Annotated in this window: 19 protein-coding genes; 9 read left to right on the plus strand and 10 right to left on the minus strand. The window is 40.3% G+C overall.

The window, feature by feature from the left end:
• Positions 1-280 precede the first annotated feature (280 nt).
• Positions 281-1,459, plus strand: a complete 1,179-nt coding sequence (locus tag AC5WOF_RS00765) for a nucleoside 2-deoxyribosyltransferase domain-containing protein (RefSeq protein ID WP_496048044.1) — start codon at positions 281-283, stop codon at positions 1,457-1,459.
• A gap of 174 nt (positions 1,460-1,633) precedes the next feature.
• Here AC5WOF_RS00765 and AC5WOF_RS00770 read toward each other — a convergent pair whose 3' ends face one another.
• Together AC5WOF_RS00770 and AC5WOF_RS00775 are read right to left on the minus strand one after the other, a co-directional pair.
• Positions 1,634-1,951 carry a hypothetical protein gene (locus AC5WOF_RS00770; RefSeq protein WP_496048045.1) on the minus strand — a complete coding sequence of 106 codons (318 nt, stop codon included), beginning with the start codon at positions 1,949-1,951 and terminating at the stop codon, positions 1,634-1,636.
• Positions 1,952-2,008: 57 nt separating this feature from the next.
• Positions 2,009-2,242, minus strand: coding sequence for a hypothetical protein (locus tag AC5WOF_RS00775; protein ID WP_496048046.1), 234 nt, complete (start codon positions 2,240-2,242; stop codon positions 2,009-2,011).
• Positions 2,243-2,383: 141 nt separating this feature from the next.
• Between AC5WOF_RS00775 and AC5WOF_RS00780 the strand changes: the two genes are divergently transcribed.
• The 4 genes from AC5WOF_RS00780 (at position 2,384) to AC5WOF_RS00795 (ending at position 5,369) form a co-directional block, all read left to right on the plus strand.
• Complete coding sequence (locus AC5WOF_RS00780; RefSeq protein WP_496048047.1) at positions 2,384-2,854, plus strand: NUDIX domain-containing protein; 471 nt, start codon at positions 2,384-2,386, stop codon at positions 2,852-2,854.
• Positions 2,855-2,874: 20 nt separating this feature from the next.
• Positions 2,875-3,684 carry a GntR family transcriptional regulator gene (locus AC5WOF_RS00785; protein ID WP_496048048.1) on the plus strand — a complete coding sequence of 270 codons (810 nt, stop codon included), beginning with the start codon at positions 2,875-2,877 and terminating at the stop codon, positions 3,682-3,684.
• A gap of 285 nt (positions 3,685-3,969) precedes the next feature.
• Positions 3,970-4,614, plus strand: a complete 645-nt coding sequence (locus tag AC5WOF_RS00790; protein ID WP_496048049.1) for a helix-turn-helix domain-containing protein — start codon at positions 3,970-3,972, stop codon at positions 4,612-4,614.
• Positions 4,545-5,369: a hypothetical protein gene (locus AC5WOF_RS00795; RefSeq protein WP_496048050.1), complete on the plus strand. Its 825-nt coding sequence runs from the start codon at positions 4,545-4,547 to the stop codon at positions 5,367-5,369. The genes AC5WOF_RS00790 and AC5WOF_RS00795 overlap by 70 nt, the downstream gene beginning before the upstream one ends.
• A 183-nt stretch (positions 5,370-5,552) precedes the next feature.
• Here AC5WOF_RS00795 and AC5WOF_RS00800 read toward each other — a convergent pair whose 3' ends face one another.
• Together AC5WOF_RS00800 and gpr are read right to left on the minus strand one after the other, a co-directional pair.
• Positions 5,553-6,089: a hypothetical protein gene (locus tag AC5WOF_RS00800; RefSeq protein ID WP_496048051.1), complete on the minus strand. Its 537-nt coding sequence runs from the start codon at positions 6,087-6,089 to the stop codon at positions 5,553-5,555.
• Positions 6,090-6,218: 129 nt separating this feature from the next.
• Positions 6,219-6,959, minus strand: coding sequence for a GPR endopeptidase (gene gpr / locus AC5WOF_RS00805; RefSeq protein ID WP_496048052.1), 741 nt, complete (start codon positions 6,957-6,959; stop codon positions 6,219-6,221).
• A 141-nt stretch (positions 6,960-7,100) separates the two neighbouring features.
• Here gpr and rpsT point away from each other — a divergent pair, with 141 nt between their 5' ends.
• Both rpsT and AC5WOF_RS00815 read left to right on the plus strand, forming a co-directional pair.
• Positions 7,101-7,361 (plus strand): 30S ribosomal protein S20, encoded by a 261-nt coding sequence (rpsT, locus tag AC5WOF_RS00810; protein ID WP_496048053.1) that lies wholly within the window; start codon positions 7,101-7,103, stop codon positions 7,359-7,361.
• Positions 7,362-7,461: 100 nt separating this feature from the next.
• Positions 7,462-7,968 carry a CcdC family protein gene (locus tag AC5WOF_RS00815; RefSeq protein ID WP_496048054.1) on the plus strand — a complete coding sequence of 169 codons (507 nt, stop codon included), beginning with the start codon at positions 7,462-7,464 and terminating at the stop codon, positions 7,966-7,968.
• 133 nt (positions 7,969-8,101) lie between these two features.
• Here AC5WOF_RS00815 and AC5WOF_RS00820 read toward each other — a convergent pair whose 3' ends face one another.
• Complete coding sequence (locus AC5WOF_RS00820; RefSeq protein WP_496048055.1) at positions 8,102-8,542, minus strand: 2-thiouracil desulfurase family protein; 441 nt, start codon at positions 8,540-8,542, stop codon at positions 8,102-8,104.
• A gap of 189 nt (positions 8,543-8,731) precedes the next feature.
• Between AC5WOF_RS00820 and AC5WOF_RS00825 the strand changes: the two genes are divergently transcribed.
• Both AC5WOF_RS00825 and AC5WOF_RS00830 read left to right on the plus strand, forming a co-directional pair.
• Entirely contained in the window at positions 8,732-10,021 is a 1,290-nt protein-coding gene (locus AC5WOF_RS00825) for a phytoene desaturase family protein (RefSeq protein ID WP_496048056.1), read from the plus strand.
• 288 nt (positions 10,022-10,309) lie between these two features.
• Positions 10,310-11,410 (plus strand): glycoside hydrolase family 6 protein, encoded by a 1,101-nt coding sequence (locus AC5WOF_RS00830; protein WP_496048057.1) that lies wholly within the window; start codon positions 10,310-10,312, stop codon positions 11,408-11,410.
• A 48-nt stretch (positions 11,411-11,458) separates the two neighbouring features.
• Here the strand turns inward: AC5WOF_RS00830 and AC5WOF_RS00835 are convergent, their stop codons facing one another.
• From AC5WOF_RS00835 to AC5WOF_RS00855, 5 genes are all read right to left on the minus strand, one after another.
• Positions 11,459-12,091: an NAD(P)-dependent oxidoreductase gene (locus AC5WOF_RS00835; RefSeq protein ID WP_496048058.1), complete on the minus strand. Its 633-nt coding sequence runs from the start codon at positions 12,089-12,091 to the stop codon at positions 11,459-11,461.
• A 150-nt stretch (positions 12,092-12,241) separates the two neighbouring features.
• Positions 12,242-12,370 (minus strand): hypothetical protein, encoded by a 129-nt coding sequence (locus tag AC5WOF_RS00840; RefSeq protein ID WP_496048059.1) that lies wholly within the window; start codon positions 12,368-12,370, stop codon positions 12,242-12,244.
• 183 nt (positions 12,371-12,553) lie between these two features.
• Positions 12,554-13,138 carry a hypothetical protein gene (locus AC5WOF_RS00845; RefSeq protein WP_496048060.1) on the minus strand — a complete coding sequence of 195 codons (585 nt, stop codon included), beginning with the start codon at positions 13,136-13,138 and terminating at the stop codon, positions 12,554-12,556.
• A gap of 15 nt (positions 13,139-13,153) precedes the next feature.
• Complete coding sequence (holA, locus tag AC5WOF_RS00850) at positions 13,154-14,149, minus strand: DNA polymerase III subunit delta (protein WP_496048061.1); 996 nt, start codon at positions 14,147-14,149, stop codon at positions 13,154-13,156.
• On the minus strand, positions 14,139-16,538 hold the full coding sequence (locus tag AC5WOF_RS00855; protein WP_496048062.1) for a DNA internalization-related competence protein ComEC/Rec2: 2,400 nt from the start codon (positions 16,536-16,538) through the stop codon (positions 14,139-14,141). Before AC5WOF_RS00855 ends, holA begins: the two co-directional genes overlap by 11 nt.
• Between the last annotated feature and the right edge of the window lie 41 nt (positions 16,539-16,579).

The raw sequence follows: 16,579 nt of genomic DNA on the forward strand, positions 1-16,579 counted from the left end.
TTCATCACAAAATTACCTCTTCTATATATTATGAAACCATTATACTTCTAGTTCTATGGGTTATCTACTTTCTTAAACTTAATCGCACCCAACCATTTGGGTGATTTTATTTTACAATAGAGTATCTTTTTTTATAGCAAATAAATTGAACAACTTTACTTCTATTTTTATTTTTCAACTATTTATGTCATTCATCCTCAAAATAAATTTTTCATAATTCATAGAATAAATAGTATAATAACTTAGTTAGCATCCGTTCAATTTAATCCCAGGAGGGATTATGTCAAACATCACCGTTGTGTACGCGTGCGAAGAACCACCAAAGAGGTACAAGAAGTCCATCTATCTGGTAGGGCCTACGCCAAAGAATCCTGAAATCCAGTCGTGGCGTCCGCATGCCCTCTATCTGCTTGAAACAGCAGGTTACGATGGGGTTGTCTTCGTACCTGAGATTCGTCCTGGTCAAGATGGTAAGAAGATCAACACCGATCAGGAATACTTCGACCTGATCGAATGGCAGGAGCGCTGCCTCCACCTCGCTGATGTAATTCTCGCTTGGGTTCCGCGCGACATGGAAACCATGCCTGGCCTGACGACCAATGATGAATGGGGCAAGTGGAAGGACAGTGGCAAAATCGTGTTCGGAGCGCCGGAAGATGCATTCGGCACTCGTTATCCTAGGCTTTATGCAAGGAAGCTCCATGTACCTGAAGCAACTACTCTGGAACAGACGGTTGCCAATGCGCTGGAGTTGATGGGAGAAGGTGCATGGCGAACGGATGGAGAAAGGGAAATTCCTCTGTTTGTTTGGCGCACTTCCCGTTTCCAAGAGTGGTATCAGGCACAGCGTGCTGCAGGTAACGTACTGGAGCATGCACGAGTCGTCTGGACCTTCCGGGTCGGCAAGGATCGTCGGTTGGTGTTCTTCTGGGCCTTGCATGCGGAGGTCTACATTACTGCCGAAGGCCGTTCAAAGACCAATGAGGTAGTGCTGTCTCGTCCAGACATTGCCACCATTGTCCTCTATCAGCGTGCCGAGTGTCTGGATGACAGCCGCGTAGTACTCATCAGGGAATTTCGCACTCCGGTCTCCAATGCTTCAGGATACGTCTGGGAAGTTCCCGGCGGTTCCAGCTTCAAGCATGTCCCCAATCCTCGTGCGCTCGCTTCAGAAGAGTGTCGGGAAGAGACAAGTCTGGACCTTCCGGCTGATCGGTTTGTGATGTATGGTTCCCGACAGGTCGCCGCAACGATGTCGGCTCACCGAGCCCACGTCTTCGGCGCCGAACTGACCGACGACGAAATGGAGTATCTGCGTCAGAAGCAAGGAATTCCACAAGGTGTTCTGGAGGACACGGAGCGGACATACGTAGAGATTCCGACCCTGCGTGAAATCCGGGAACAGGAACTTGTGGACTGGCCCACGCTTGGCATGATCCTTCATGTTCTAATGGGATAGAACTAGCTGCTACCTTCACTTCTGTATAGAGTGAAGTAGTTCTGGTGTCAAATAGAAAACAATAATGTCACCAGAGTAAAATGACCCCGGCTGAAGACAGTCGGGGTCACCTCTTTTCCTTTTATAGCAATTAACATAGAAGTTCTTATATGAGGCTAAAAATGATATTGTATCTTAATCAGCGAAAATATCGTAATTTCTCCCATGTATATAAACCAAACCATCTCCCATCTCTACCATTTCAGCATCTAATAAAGTGAGCTCGATTTCTTTTCCGTCCTCACTAGTAATAGACAATTTACTTACTTGTCGAGTTGTTATCGTCGGTTTGATGTATGGATTTTCATCAAAAAAATAGTCTATTCGAAGTTCATCTCCTCCGATAGAAAACCGAGAACGATTGTAAAAACGCCATTGATGACTTATTTTTAAAAACTCTACAAAACCCCTCACTTTATCTCTACAGCCTTCTACGATTAACCTTAATGCCATTTCCTATCACCTCTGTTTATATTTAGAGCTTACTTAATCTCCTGATTTCCATACGAATCAAAGCATGAATCCATCTTTCATCATCCTCCATGCCATTTGGAAACAAAAATTTTGCGATATACCCTTTGCCCATTGATGGAGTTCTGTTACCAGTTCCTTTTTATGCTGATGCATAACATCCGCAGTATACTGGTGTCTGTCTGCTAACTCTTGAAGCACATTTGTAACTTCTACTGGAACTGTTCGGTTTTCCAGAATCCAATCTAGACTTATTGAATTTTTCATAGTCATGAACGGTAACTAATAAATTTGGAGCTTATGACTAGCCCCTCTTCCTTCAAAGTATGGTACCTACCACTGTATCTCTAATGACAAACCAAAATATTTACAGTATAATCATAGTAATCAGAAAATCATAAAGGAAGATGCCTCTTGGCTAGAAAAGATTACTATCATCAATCTGATGCCCCTAAAGCCAATTCATTAGTCCCCGCTGCTTCAGCAATTGTAGAGGACTCACTGCACAGAATTTTGTTGCACAAAAGAAGTGACAATCACCTGTGGTCATTACCTGGCGGAGCCATGGACTTAGGTGAATCCATCGAAGAAACAATCATCCGTGAAGTTAAAGAAGAGACCGGATTCGATGTAGAGATATTAAAGTGCATTGGCCTTTACACAGACCCCCATCATATTATCGCATTCTCTGATGGTGAGATTCGCCAGCAATTTTCGATTTGTTTTCATTGCAAAATCTTAGGTGGAGAAATAGCGGTTAGTTCGGAATCAACACAAGTCACGTTTTTTACAAAAGATGAATTAGAAACATTAAACTTACATCCTGCTCAACAGATTCGCATTCAAGACTATTTTGCAGATCAAGAAAGAGTCTTTATTCGATAATAGGAAGGGGAACCACAGCGATGAATACTCGCTCCAAAATAGATGAAGTGGTAAAGCTGATCATGGATAAAATTAACCAAGGAATTTACTATGCTGGATACCGTTTACCTTCTGAACGAGATTTAGCAAAGGATTTAGATATCAGCCGCTCCACTGTTCGAGCCGCACTTCTTCGCCTGCAATCAGAAAATCTGATTGAAATTGTCCCGCGTGGAGGTGCATTTGTCCGCTCGTCTACCCCAAAAGAAATTTTAGGGGATACAAGCCATCCTAAAATAGAAGGTAAAGAACTGCAAAAAAACGATACATACATGCAAGTTTTGCAACAACAAGGAAGAGAAGTTTTCGTTCGATTTTTAGACCGATCCAAAATTATTCCTGCTGGGGCTCAGATTGCAGGTAAATTAAACACCACCGCTGAAACAGAAGTGTTTCGACGCTATCGCGTTCAAATTGTCGATCGTGTTCCCTATCGGATCATGGAAGGCTATTACCTTGCTTCTCTGCTGCGAGAGTTGTGCGAACGAGATCAAGAGTTATATCCTCTTCAACGATGGAACGATAATTATGTTCCATTCTTTACATGGCTCCGAGAGGAAAAAAACTTTTATCCTACCACTGTAAAAGAACGCCTTACATGTCGCATGCCAACAGAGGAAGAAGCAGCCATCCTGAATATCGCCCGTAACCAAGCCGTAGTCGAAATGCAGCGTCAAGTTTGGGGACGATTTAAAAGTGAAGGGGAAGACATTCTGTATGAATATAGCCGATTCATTTGCAATGCATCCCTTCATGAATTTGAGTACAGCTACGAAATTGAAAAATCTTGACCTCTACATAGAGGAATGATTAATCTTGAAAACGTTGCCATCTAAGGTGTCTCATCTCTGCTTAGAATTATAATAAATTATTAATTTATTTACAAATTTTGAGAAATTGACAAATCAGTTCCTATTCCCAAGTCAAATTTTACTCATCTAGGTGAATCAGCGAAAAAATTTCACCAAAATCGACTCACATGTCGGTCTCATTTGACTTAAAAATGACGTTTCAAACCATTTCACTGACTATTTGAAACAAAAAAATTTTTGGTACGATAGAGGAGGATAGATTTTATGGATTTTGAACAATATAGTCGCCTGGAAGTGGGTACTTTACTTCTCCGTTTGCGAGAAAAATCCCACCTTACGCAAAAGCAATTAGCAAGAAAAGCTGGGGTCTCTTCTTCGACTGTAAGTAACGTAGAAAAAGCAAAGGGAAAAAGAGCCAGTCAGCAAACGATCAAAAGATTGTTTGGAGCTATTGGTATCGCTTGGGAAGATATCCCTCAACTATTGAAAAAAGAAGCAGGAAAGAAAGATCAGTTCCTGCAAATGATCCAATTAAAACTAACTTCCATCGAAAATCACATCGACTATGGCTATCTTCAAGAAGGAAACAAAGAATTAAAGAAAATAGAAGCAGAGTTAAAAGATGATCCATTATTAGCCATCATTCACTATTTAAAAGGGAAATACTTTTTTCGTAGAGGAAAAGAACATTGGTCGAAAGCTTATTCTTACTTTCAAGATGCGATTGCTGGCTGTAACCGCTTCCCTGCTCTTTTATCTACCAATGTAGTAGCAGCTAGTTACTATGAACTAAGTCGCATCTACTCTCGATCTAACAATTATCAAGAAGCATTGATACGGTGGAAAATGGTTTACAAGCTTTTGATCCAAATGGAGAACGAAAATCTACCAAATATGTTTTGCTTGTGAGCAAAGTCATTTATTTGGAGAAGTTAAAGCGAAATAGTGAGGCTAAAAGAGTTATAGAAGACATGCGCATGTACGAAGGTGAAATGGATACTGAAACCAAACTAAATATGTATCAGTCAGAAGTAAACCTGCTCTTTCGGGAAAAAATGTATGATCAAGCGATCCAAAAGGCAAAACAGGCGATTGATATCGCTCGTCGAGAAAAAAGCTATGATCGATCTTTTGAAATGTGGACAACGTTAGGAAGTATTTATAAGGATTTAGGAGATTTGGAAATGGCGAAAGTATGCTTTGAAACTGCAACTGAATGGAAAGATAGAATCAAAGATATCTATTTTGCTGCATATAACCAAATAGAATTTGGGAAACTGTACAGTCTAATCGGTGATATCTCCTTAGCCGAATCACATCTGCAAAATGCTGTTAAATTGAGCGAAGATGTTGACGATGCCTTTTATCAATTTGAAGCTCTTAGTGGTCTCTCAGAACTATGGTTACAACAAAATCGCAACGATGAAGGAATCCAAGCATTAAAACAAGCATATCAATTAGCACATAAACATGGTTTACAGACTCAAGAAAGAAATACCGCATTAAAATTGGCGGAATCTTATAAGAGCATTGACAAAAGAAAATATCAAGATTATTTAACAATCTTTTACGAAATCAGTGTAAAATTATCAGGCACTGGAGGTGAGGAAGAAATGTCTTTTGACCATTTAAATCGTCGTGCAGGAAGCCCGCCAGATAATTAAAATTTTTTGATCGAAACGCAAATCGATTCTATATGCCCCACTATCGGAACAATAATCTGTTAAAAGAAATTTCAACACATTTAAGTTTTGAAAACACAGCACCCTCTGACAGAAGAGAGAATTCAATTCCATAATGTCAGAGGGTACTATTTTCCCGTAAGTGGGAAAGCGGACTTCCTAGAGCTAGCGACGCACGTTGAACTTCTGTGCGAGAGCTACCGTCTGAGCCTTTGTCCACGCATCAGAGAGGACCTTCTTCGCATCCTCGATCCAAGCTTGGATTCGCCGTTCAAGCTCTTCCATGCCGTTTTCGGCGTCGATCCAGTCCAAGTTCTCACGGAGCCATTCAGGTCCCTGAGTGACCTGCTCCACCTTTTGATGTGTCTCCTGATCGAGGTTTCCCTCCTCAAGGAGATCCGTTGCGGTCCAGGTATACGAATCTCGCTCGATTCCTCGGAATCGACTGATTCGCTGCAACGGATGTTCCTTCACATCCGTGAGGATTTCCATCACAGCCTTGTCCGAACGAACATCAGCGACCCACTTTTGGATGTCCTTTTCCTTACGAGACCTTCCGAACTGGAAAGGATAGCTGCACCAGAGTTCGAACACTTCATCTCGATGGCGAACATTTTCGATACGCTGGAAAAGCTCACGCGCCTCGTTCTTGAGACCCATCAGTCGCTCGTTCAGCTCATGCATGTTCTGCTCCTGCCCCATAAGAGAAGCCCTTTGTGTTCCTTCATTATATTATTTTTTTCTAATGGGCTCCATGTAATTTGGTGTTTATCTGCTTCTTAATCGGACTTGGAAAAGTCCTAGCAATCTTCTGTAACAAACTCGAAACCGTTATACCCGTATTATTATAACTATTGGAACTCCTACTGCAAGTACAGGTACACCGAGTGTTTCTTGATTCAACTGTTTACGCTTGTTGCCCACTCCTGCACCGGGGCTGATACCGGTATCGGTTATTTGGATGGTTGTGTTGACGCGGGACAATGCGCGGGATGCTAAGGAATCAAAGGCGATGACGACATCTGGTTTGGATTCTTGAACGATTCCGTAGATGATCTCACTTGTTTCCATTCCGGTAATACCGAGCACTCCAGGGGAAACTGCTGCTACTGAGCGGTAGCCATCGTCTACTTGCTCTGGAGCTAAGACAAATAGATGTCTAGTGACCATCGATTGTTTGATCACAAGTGGTCCTAAAGAGTCTGGGGTTACATTCCAGTTTCCAAGTCCTACCAGGAGAACTTTTGCATTTGCATCAATGCCAACATCTTGAAGAAATTGTGAAAATTGATTGGCAAAGTGTTCGGCTACTCGCTCTTGTAAATTAGAGTCTTTGGAACGCAGAGCAGGAACTTCGATGGTCACGTATGTACCTGGTGCTTTGCCAATTCGCTGGGCTCCTTCATCATTTTCTACCCATATCCAGCTGGTTCGGATTCCTTCTGCATTGGTCTCATTCATCTTGACACCAGGTATTTGACTATCCTGTTGTTCACGGGCTAGATCATGTGCTTCGATTGCTAAATCTGTTCGGATATTGTACTGACTCAGGTCGATTTGATGTTCTTTCATCTTGGTCAACTCCCGATATATTTTCTTCCCTATTTTTTACTATTATCGCGCTATTATTCTTTACTTTCCTAGACGTTAGTGTTACAATGATGCATGTTGTTTTATCGGAACCAACAGTATTACTATGGAGGTGAATTTCCCTTGGCTAACATTAAATCTGCTATCAAACGCGCTAAAACAAACGAAGCTAGACGTCTTCATCGTTCTGCTCAAAAATCTACTATGCGTACTGCTGTAAAACGTTTTCTAACTGCTATTGAAAACAATGATAAAGAACAAGCTACTGGTCTTTTGAAAACAGCAAGTCGTACTTTGGATAAAGCAGTAACAAAAGGACTTATTCATAAAAACGCAGCTGCTCGTAAAAAATCTCGTCTCACACAAAAGTTACAAGCGCTATAAGGACGACCCTTCATGGGGTCGCTTTTTCATACTTTCGCGCTTTTTTCATATAATAAGGACAAGATTTACCACTTTCTGTGTAGATTAAGAGGTGTCAAAGATGGAGAATTTCCTTACCTTGCATCTGCATACAATCGCAACTATTGTCTTTATCATGATGGCACTATCGATGATCATGATCCGAATTCGATCTGCATCAAAACCGACAAACGCCAAAAAGATTCTCATCCCCCCGCTCGGTATGAGTACTGGGTTCCTTATGTTTCTCTTCCCACCCACTCATATCTCATGGACATGGGCTGGATTGGCTTTTTTGTGTGGATCAATTCTGTTTTCTATTCCACTCATCAAAACGTCCAAGTTTGAACTTCGGGAAGGTCAAGTGTACTTAAAGCGTTCACCTGCTTTTGTCTATATCTTAGTTGGTCTTTTGACCATTCGGTTGGCGCTTCATTCGTATATTGAGCATTTTCTAAGTATCCCTCAAACTGGGGCATTGTTTTTCATCTTAGCTTTTGGAATGCTTGTACCATGGCGAATTGCGATGTATCTGCAATATCAGAAACTGCTAAAAGATGATAAGATAGAACCACTAGCAACTAACTAAAAATGAATGATTGATAAGGCATTGTCATTGCAGTGGTATAACTGGTGGGACTGCCTTTTTTCTCATGTATTTAAAATAAATCAGACCGAGTGGAGCAGCCTCGGTCTTTTTGTATCTAAAACTCCATTTTTCTCTAATCTTCCTCTGAAACTACTTTTATGCCGTTTCTCTTCAACAGCGCCGCCGTAACTCCATTTCCTGCTTGTTTCTTCCCTTGGAAAGTTCCATCATAAATAACACAGCTTCCACAAGAAGGGCTGCGCTCTTTTAAGATGGCTTCTGTAGCACCGACTGATTTTGCCACACGTAATGTTTCCTCTGCACCACGGATAAATGCATCCGTAACATCTTCTCCTTCAACGTTGACCACTTTGGCTTTTCCATCTAAAACATCATCCCCGTCACCACCTATGATCTCTGCTGGTAGACGTGGAGTAGATAACCCTCCCATCTGTTCTGGACAAACCGGTACCGCCTTACCTTCTTTTACTAACTTTTGTACCTCTGTATCCAAACTATGCTTTCCGTCAAAACGGCAATGAACGCCCATTAAACAAGCACTTACCAGTTTCATCTTTGGTTGCACTTCCTTTTTATAAGAAAATTAAGAATATGATTGCACTCTACCGAAAAACAGAAGAACTTGTTACAATGTAGGGGATGAATATATGCTTTTCACAATGAAACCCTTTCTTCTACGAAGAAGGGAATTTATCTATGTCTACGATACTTTTGAAAAATGAATTTTGTAAAGGGTGTTTTTATGTCTTCATCTGTTGTCGTGGTTGGAGGCGGCTTAGCTGGACTTTCTGCAGCAGCCAGACTAGCATACCACGGATACCAAGTAACACTATTAGAAAAGGCGCCCAAACTAGGTGGAAGGGCAATGTCCATCCCAATGAAAGGGTTTAATTTTAATTTTGGGGCACATGCCATCTATGCACGAGACAAATCTGTCCTCCGTAAGTTTGAAAAAGAAATCAAATTGGAAGTCGATTGGCGCGATTTCTCTCCTTCTAAAGCATTTTATGACATGGGAACTTTTACCACACCGATGCCTGCAACATTAGAAGGACTGTATAAAACGGAAGTGCTCGATGCAAATAACAAACTTCGATTTGCTGCTGAGATTTTAAAAACATTGACTGCAATTGAACGCGGAGAAGATGGCGTACTAATCGGGGATTACTTAAAAAAGCAACCTGAGCAAATTCGTGAATTACTGTTAACAGTTGCTTCTTCTAACTTTTTTACCAATGAACCTGAAAATATTCCTTCCCCCTTATTTTTTGCCTACTACAAAAGACTCTTCTCTACCCAGCGAGCTGTTGCCTACATAGGTGGAGGTTGGCAAGCGATTGTAGAATCTTTTGCAAGTATCATTGAAAAAAATGGCGGAAAAATTGTTACAAAAGAAAAAATCGATAAATTAGAAGTGGAAGGTAGTAAAATCAAAGCAATTCATGGAAAAGAACAAACTTACGAAGCAGATGAATTTATTTTCTGTATTCCACCGAAAGAACTTGGAAAATTATTTGGGGAAACAAAATATGAATCTCTGTTCACCGCTTATACAAATTATCTCCCTACACAAGTTGTAGTATATGATGTTGGTTTATCCGAGCGAATAGCAAGTCCATACACATATATTTATCACAAAGGGGAACGTGTATTTATTACGGATATTTCCCATTATGATAAAACTTGTATTCCTGAAGGCGGACAGTTGATGCAAGCTATTGCTTATTTGAATGAGGAAGAAATCAAAGAAGGAAAAGCAGATGAAAAAGTAGCGATTATCGAATCTGTATATGATAAACACTTTGCTGGTTGGAGAGATGTTCTTGTTGCAAAACGACTTTCCAAAAAAGCAACCGTACAAGAAATCAAAAGCATTCATGACCAGCAGCTCATGCCTGTCCAGTTTTATAGTTTAAAAGATACTTATTTCGCAGGAGATTGGTGCCATGGTGAAGGACAACTGTCCGAGCTCTCATTCACCTCTGCATATGAAGTTACCAACCGTATTATGAAACAGGAAAATAACAACTAAGCTTTTTCAGACAGCCCCTTCTGGTGTGCTGTCTTTTGTTTTTTAAGGATACTCTTCTATATTTCTTCCCCAACAGCCGATTATCGCAAAAAAAGAAATTCATGATATAACCTTTAAAATTGGACTTGTTCTACTAGGTAGTTTCTCTGGAAAGGGATTTTGTATTTTCTTAAATCTCTCTCTTTCTAGAAAACATTTATTCATCTAAATTTCATTTGATTACCTTGTGTAATTATCTTACTATTAGAAACAAACTAACTATTAATTTATCATGAGGGGGATATATGCTTGGTTAAAACATTAATTGGCTTGCTTTTCCTCACTAATTTTTATTGGAATATTTCCTTAGAATCCTTTATCTCTGAATTGTCTCAATACCACCAGCACCATGAACAAACTCCCGTAGAAAATACACCATCCCAAAAACAGGAAATTTCCAAAGAGGAGTCTGATACACAACCTTCATCAGAAACTCAGACCAATGATCCAGAAACAATTAGCAATGATACCAATAATCCATTTCTTAACACAATTGGTCTTTATACCGAAACAGATTCCCAAGCTATCAAATGGGTAAAAAACAACGCAAATGATGAGCGTGCTAAAAAAATTAAGGAAAAAATAGCTAGTACTCCCACTGCAAGATGGTTTGGCGGGTGGAATGCAGATGAAGTAGACAACTATGTCAGTGAAGCAGCAAAGGAAAAGAAACTTCCGATCATTGTCGCATACAATATTCCTCAGCGCGATTGTGGTGGATACTCGGCAGGCGGAGCAAAGTCAGCAGAAGAATACAATGCGTGGATTCAAAAGATCGCAAAAGGTATTGGCAATCGCCCTGCTATTGTCATTTTAGAGCCAGATGCTTTGATTCACCTAGACTGTTTATCTAATACAGATCGGCAAACTAGATTTTCCTTGCTAAATGGCGCAACAGAAGTCTTAAAACAAAATGCACCTGCTGCTTGGACTTATATCGATGGCGGGGATGGAAAATGGAAATCTCCTGAAGATATGGCAGGATGGTTAAAAGAGGCAGGGGTTGCAAATACCAGAGGTATTTCTCTAAACGTTTCTAACTACAATAAAACGACTGATGTCGAACAATATGGCACAAAATTAACAGAAACACTGAAAAACAAATATAACATCACTGCCCACCTCGTTATAGATACTAGTCGCAATGGCAATGGATCAAATGGCGAATGGTGTAATCCTTCTGCCAGAAATTTAGGAAAAGAACCAACTATCCAATCCAGCTCTTTTGCAGACGCTTATCTATGGATCAAACGTCCAGGTGAATCCGATGGCGATTGTGGGATTGGAAAAGGTACACAAGCTGGACAGTTTACACCAGAATTAGCGATGTCCTTGATCAATGGTTCTTGATTATCAGAAAAACCGATTGCAGGCTTTATCACCTACAATCGGTTTTTCTTATTCTTCAGATCCTACAGTAAAACGTTGATTTTTATGTTTTGGATTTTCTATTTCATCAAGAATGGCAACTGCGAAATTCTCATAACTCACGTAACTTTTTCCTTTTTCGTTGATTAATAATACATCAGAACCAATGGTATATTTCCCTGTTCTTTTCCCAAGAGCAAAAATTGCCGATGGACTGACAAAAGTCCAATTGAGTCCTTTGGTCTGTTCCAAGATAGCGAGATTTTCTCCTTGATTTTTTGCTGTCGGTAAAAATGCTTCTGGAAAGTCAGGTGTATCAATTAGTCTCATTGTTCTAGATTCATCCACATACAAACTTCCAGCACCGCCAACTACTATCAATCTCGTGTGGGAGTTGTCTTGTAATGCCTCTATCAATACATTTCCTGCTTCTACATGGAGATGTTCTTTTCCAGCAGGTGCTCCAAATGCGTTGACCACTACATCAAATGGTTGCAGATCTTCATGAGTAAGCTGAAAAATATCTTTCTCGATGACATCTCCTGAATAATCCAGTTTGGTTGCATTTCTTACAATAGCTGTTACTTGATGCCCTCTGTCTATCGCTTCTTTTAAGATGTTTCGTCCCGCTTTTCCAGTAGCTCCGATTATCGCTATTTTCATGGTTCATCTCCTACATTTATTTAAAAACTTAGACTGCCTATTAGTTTCTGCAAACACATACGATACATACATTACTTTAATTGGGCGGAGTTTGGTCACATACATGACCAAACTCCTGTTGAACCCAGACTTCGAGGTCGCCCCAACGGATCAGAGTTCTTCGAACCACTTGGCGATAGCACCCAGTGCTCGGAACGGAAGGCTGAGTAGCAAGCCAATTCCACGGATGAGAGACATCCATTCAGAGTCACTCATCCAGAACAAGTAGTCCTCGATCATATCTCCGGTGAACTTCCAGAAGCTCCTGCGGTTGCGAGACGTCTTCTTCAGCTTTACGGGCTTGCGACGACGACGCGAGAGAATTCGCATTTCCCCTCCATGGATTCTGTTAGCACTAATGTTAAGTGCTAACTTCCATTCTATCAAAAAATGCTGATATCAATAACGATACCAGCATTAGACTTAAATAAATTTCCGGGACATGATAGAAACAGCTAAGATGGCAATACCCGTCATAACGAGCGCAACAATAGCAAATACCATAGCAAAGGTACGACGGTCATCTGCATAACTTTTTAACTGTTCATAAGTCTTTTCATCCATTCTTTTTGCATGAAACAATTGATTACCATTTCCTATCCATAGCAAGATAACCGAAATGGCAAAAATAATCCAAGGTGGAATTCCTTCGATAAAAGCGATTTTAGGGTTACGTATAGATGCTTGGACAATAAAAAAAATCGTAGCTGCTACTTGCAAGATAGCATTTGTAAAATAATACGAGAACCATGCATCTTTTAATTTTTCTTTTTCATATACTTGCAACTCTTTCATACCTGGAAACAATAATAAAAGAGGCCCAGATGTTCGAAAGAGAAAAAAACCGATAGGAGAGATGAGAAATATAGCCGCTAAAACAAGATAGACTACTAATCCAGTAGCACCTGTAAAAATGACACTGTAGGCAATAATGGCATAGAGAAAAAAGATCAGATTGGTATAGATTAATTGTTTTTTTCGAAGATCTTTCTGCTTTGCTTGTTCCATATTTGACACCTTTCTTTAAGCAGTAATTCCATGTATCGCTAAAAAGATTTGTTCTACTGCTAATACTTTCTCTATTTTACCAGATTTGATATCTTGATCAGCTGCGATGGTTAATGACAAATATTTTTTCAATTGTTCCAAGGTAAAAGATGAAGAATGAGAAATTGCTAATTTCACAGGATACGGATGAACTCCTAACATTTTTGCGATTTCACTAGCACCCATCCCCCTAGCCGTCAGCACTTTCGCCTGATATAACAAGCGAAATTGCCTAGTCATCAATGCTAAAATTCGAATCGGCTCCTCTTTTTGCGTGAGCAGATCTTCCCATATTTGCCAAACTTCAGTGATTTTCTTTTCTGCTAGTTTCTCCGTCAATTGAAAAACATTATTTTCAAGCGTACGCGGGATCAATTCATCAATGATTTCTCGCGTGATGATACCTTTGGGGCCTACAAAGAGACTTAGCTTCTCACATTCTTGATTGATGAGACGTAAATCACTACCGACTACCTGTATGAAAGAAATACATACCTCACGTTTGATCTTTACTTGCAGAGCTCGAAATCGATCCATTACCCATTTGAGCAATACTTGTCCTTTTAATTCATCAAATTTGGTAACAGATGCTACCTTCTCCATTTGTTTAACTACTTTTTTGCGTTTGTCTAATTTATCGTTCACTACGGTAAAGACAATTGCACTACTTTCACTTGGTCTGCTTAAATAATGGAGCCATGCATCTAAATTGTGATTTTGCTCTCTTTTTGGTTTAGCAGTTGTAAAAAAAGTTGCATTTTTAGCTAAAATGAGCCGTCTTCCTCCAAAAAAAGAAGGAGTTTCTGCTTCTTGTATCACTTGTTCCAAAGGAGTATCGTCTAGATCCATTACAAGTAAATTCCAATCTCTTTCTTCTTCTGGAACTTGACCGCGAAGCTGATTGCATGCTTCTTCCATTAAAAATGATTCTAGTCCATAGTACAGAGATACAGGAGGAAGTTTATCTATCATCGAAATGATCATCACCTTTCTTCATGCTTTCTATCCGGTATCCTCTAGGATTGATATGAACCAAAATAGCGCCTTGATAATCCGTTCGCCATATCTGTGCACCAAACTGGTGCAAACGTGAAAGTACTTCTGGCTTTGGATGACCATAACGATTGTGTAAGCCGACTGATATGAGTGCTTGATCTGGATCTATGTTTGAAATCCATGCGTATTTTGTTGATGTTTTACTCCCGTGATGAGCTACTTTTAATATATGTACCCTCGGCAACTGAAACTTTGCAAGGACCTCCTTTTCCGCAGGCTCCTCCATATCTCCTGTGAAAAGTATATTTGTATTATATATTGATAGTAACATAACGATCGATCCATTGTTGATATTCGCTGATGAAACAACGGATGAAGGATGCAAAATCTTCGCTTGTACCCCTTGTTCGATTTGCCAACTGTTACCTGAGACAACCAATTTTATCGGAATCTGTTTCTGTCTCATAAGCGTCAATAGTTTTTTTTCAAAAGAATCAGCTGGTACAGCTGCATTATGAAGCACCTGTCCGATCGAAAAACGCCGAACCACCGCCTCTAATCCTCGAATATGATCTCCATCTCCATGAGTCATCACAATCGTATCTATATGGTTAATTCCTCGATATCGCAAATAAGGTACAACCACATCTCTACCGACCTCAAAAGTACTCGTCTGTTTCTGCCATGCCTGCTGTCTGCGTGGAAGGATACCTCCACCATCTATCAAGATAACTTTTCCGCCTGAAGTTTCGATCAGCGTAGCATCTCCTTGCCCCACATCTATCATCGTAATTCGTGTAGTTGAAAGATTCCCAGCAAATAGAAGGATTCCTGCTAACACAACAAGTGCAGAGATCATGACATACCGGAGGCGTTGAATAAACAACCGATCCGTCACTATGGTGACGTAAAGGAACCAAAAGATAAAAAAATAACAAAGAATCCACCATAGTGTCGGAGGAGAAAGTGAGTATGTCATGTACGGAAGTCCAGAAATCCATCGTAAGACGTGATCCATTACACCTAATACCCAAGAAGTTATGCCAGCTAATATCGCTCCCCAACTGCTAGAAATAAGATTTATCAAGACAGATAGACTTGATAACGGCAGAACAATAACACTATATACTGGTACAAATATCAAATTGACAGGAGCAGACAGCCAAGCATACTGATAAAAATATGCCGCTACAACTGGGAAAGAGACGATTTGGGATACGACCAGCACAGACAAAGCTTGACGAAATCGATGCCAAGGAACCGGAATATGGTGAGAAAGAGGTTCTACATAGACCACTAAACCGAGCGTAACCAAAAAACTGAGCTGAAATCCCGGTTCCCAGAGCTGATAAGGATTCCAGATAAGTTGAAACAAAAGAGCTAATGCCAAAAAGGAAACAGCATCAGCTGTTCTCCGTAAGATGACTGCAAGCAGCATCATCATCGCCATGATTACAGATCGAATAACAGGTGCACTCCCTCCCGTCAACATCGCATAAACCGGAAGAAAACCGAGGATCAAAAGTGCTGCTTTTTCTCTCGTTATCCCACAGGCAATCAAGCAAAAATACAAACTGGCTACCAAGATGGAAACATGCAGTCCCGAAATGGACAACACATGCACCAGACCAAGTGTGGAAAATATCTCTTGTGTAGTAGAATCGAGCATATGTTGTTCACCGATAAGCATTGCTTGTAGTAGTCCAGCATACTTTGCTGGATATAACTCAGCAATTTGATCATGAAGGAATTGGCGTAACTTTTCGACTTGAGAACCTATCGTATTGGAACAGGCAATAACTTGAATCTGAGTGAGAGATGGTACATATGTCTGCCAATGAATACCATAGTGATGCAAATACCCCGCATAATCAAATCCTCCTGGATTTCGTGCTGGTGACGGCCTTTCCAGCTGGAGAGGAAGCTGAATGCTGCAACTTGTATACCAACTTTTAACGATGGAAAGTTGGTCAAGACTATTTGCTTTCGTATTTACTCGAATGAGTTCCTCTGGTACCTGCTTAAGTTTTTCACCATCTCGAAAATATCTGATCTGAACGTCAAATCGGATGCTATCTCCATCGATATTCGGAAGAGAAGCAATCTTTCCCACTCCATAAGTATGTAATGGTTTTGAAAATGCAGAAACATTCCCTTCATTGTAAAAATCAAAGTAAGCAGCACCAAAAGAAATGCCTATTAAACATAAAATAACGGGTCCCCCCTTCATGTATTTACCATAAAAGAGACACCCGCTTAAAGCGATAATTACCGCGATAATCCAATATGTATCGATATGAATTTGATTTGCTAGCCACACACCAACAATCCAACCACTAGTAATGCTCACAAATGGTCGATACAATCTGTTCGCTCCCCTACTTCTAAACTAGAGCGAATTTATCA

Source organism: Shimazuella sp. NTD250, assembly GCF_059510375.1.

Excerpts from the sequence above, each read along its gene's own strand:
- AC5WOF_RS00765 (WP_496048044.1), top strand. The coding sequence starts at position 281 with ATGTCAAACATCACCGTTGTGTACGCGTGCGAAGAACCACCAAAGAGG.
- AC5WOF_RS00770 (WP_496048045.1), bottom strand. The coding sequence starts at position 1,951 with ATGGCATTAAGGTTAATCGTAGAAGGCTGTAGAGATAAAGTGAGGGGT.
- AC5WOF_RS00775 (WP_496048046.1), bottom strand. The coding sequence starts at position 2,242 with ATGACTATGAAAAATTCAATAAGTCTAGATTGGATTCTGGAAAACCGA.
- AC5WOF_RS00785 (WP_496048048.1), top strand. The coding sequence starts at position 2,875 with ATGAATACTCGCTCCAAAATAGATGAAGTGGTAAAGCTGATCATGGAT.
- AC5WOF_RS00790 (WP_496048049.1), top strand. The coding sequence starts at position 3,970 with ATGGATTTTGAACAATATAGTCGCCTGGAAGTGGGTACTTTACTTCTC.
- AC5WOF_RS00800 (WP_496048051.1), bottom strand. The coding sequence starts at position 6,089 with ATGGGGCAGGAGCAGAACATGCATGAGCTGAACGAGCGACTGATGGGT.
- gpr (WP_496048052.1), bottom strand. The coding sequence starts at position 6,959 with ATGAAAGAACATCAAATCGACCTGAGTCAGTACAATATCCGAACAGAT.
- AC5WOF_RS00815 (WP_496048054.1), top strand. The coding sequence starts at position 7,462 with ATGGAGAATTTCCTTACCTTGCATCTGCATACAATCGCAACTATTGTC.
- AC5WOF_RS00820 (WP_496048055.1), bottom strand. The coding sequence starts at position 8,542 with ATGAAACTGGTAAGTGCTTGTTTAATGGGCGTTCATTGCCGTTTTGAC.
- AC5WOF_RS00825 (WP_496048056.1), top strand. The coding sequence starts at position 8,732 with ATGTCTTCATCTGTTGTCGTGGTTGGAGGCGGCTTAGCTGGACTTTCT.
- AC5WOF_RS00835 (WP_496048058.1), bottom strand. The coding sequence starts at position 12,091 with ATGAAAATAGCGATAATCGGAGCTACTGGAAAAGCGGGACGAAACATC.
- AC5WOF_RS00840 (WP_496048059.1), bottom strand. The coding sequence starts at position 12,370 with ATGATCGAGGACTACTTGTTCTGGATGAGTGACTCTGAATGGATGTCT.
- AC5WOF_RS00845 (WP_496048060.1), bottom strand. The coding sequence starts at position 13,138 with ATGGAACAAGCAAAGCAGAAAGATCTTCGAAAAAAACAATTAATCTAT.
- holA (WP_496048061.1), bottom strand. The coding sequence starts at position 14,149 with ATGATAGATAAACTTCCTCCTGTATCTCTGTACTATGGACTAGAATCA.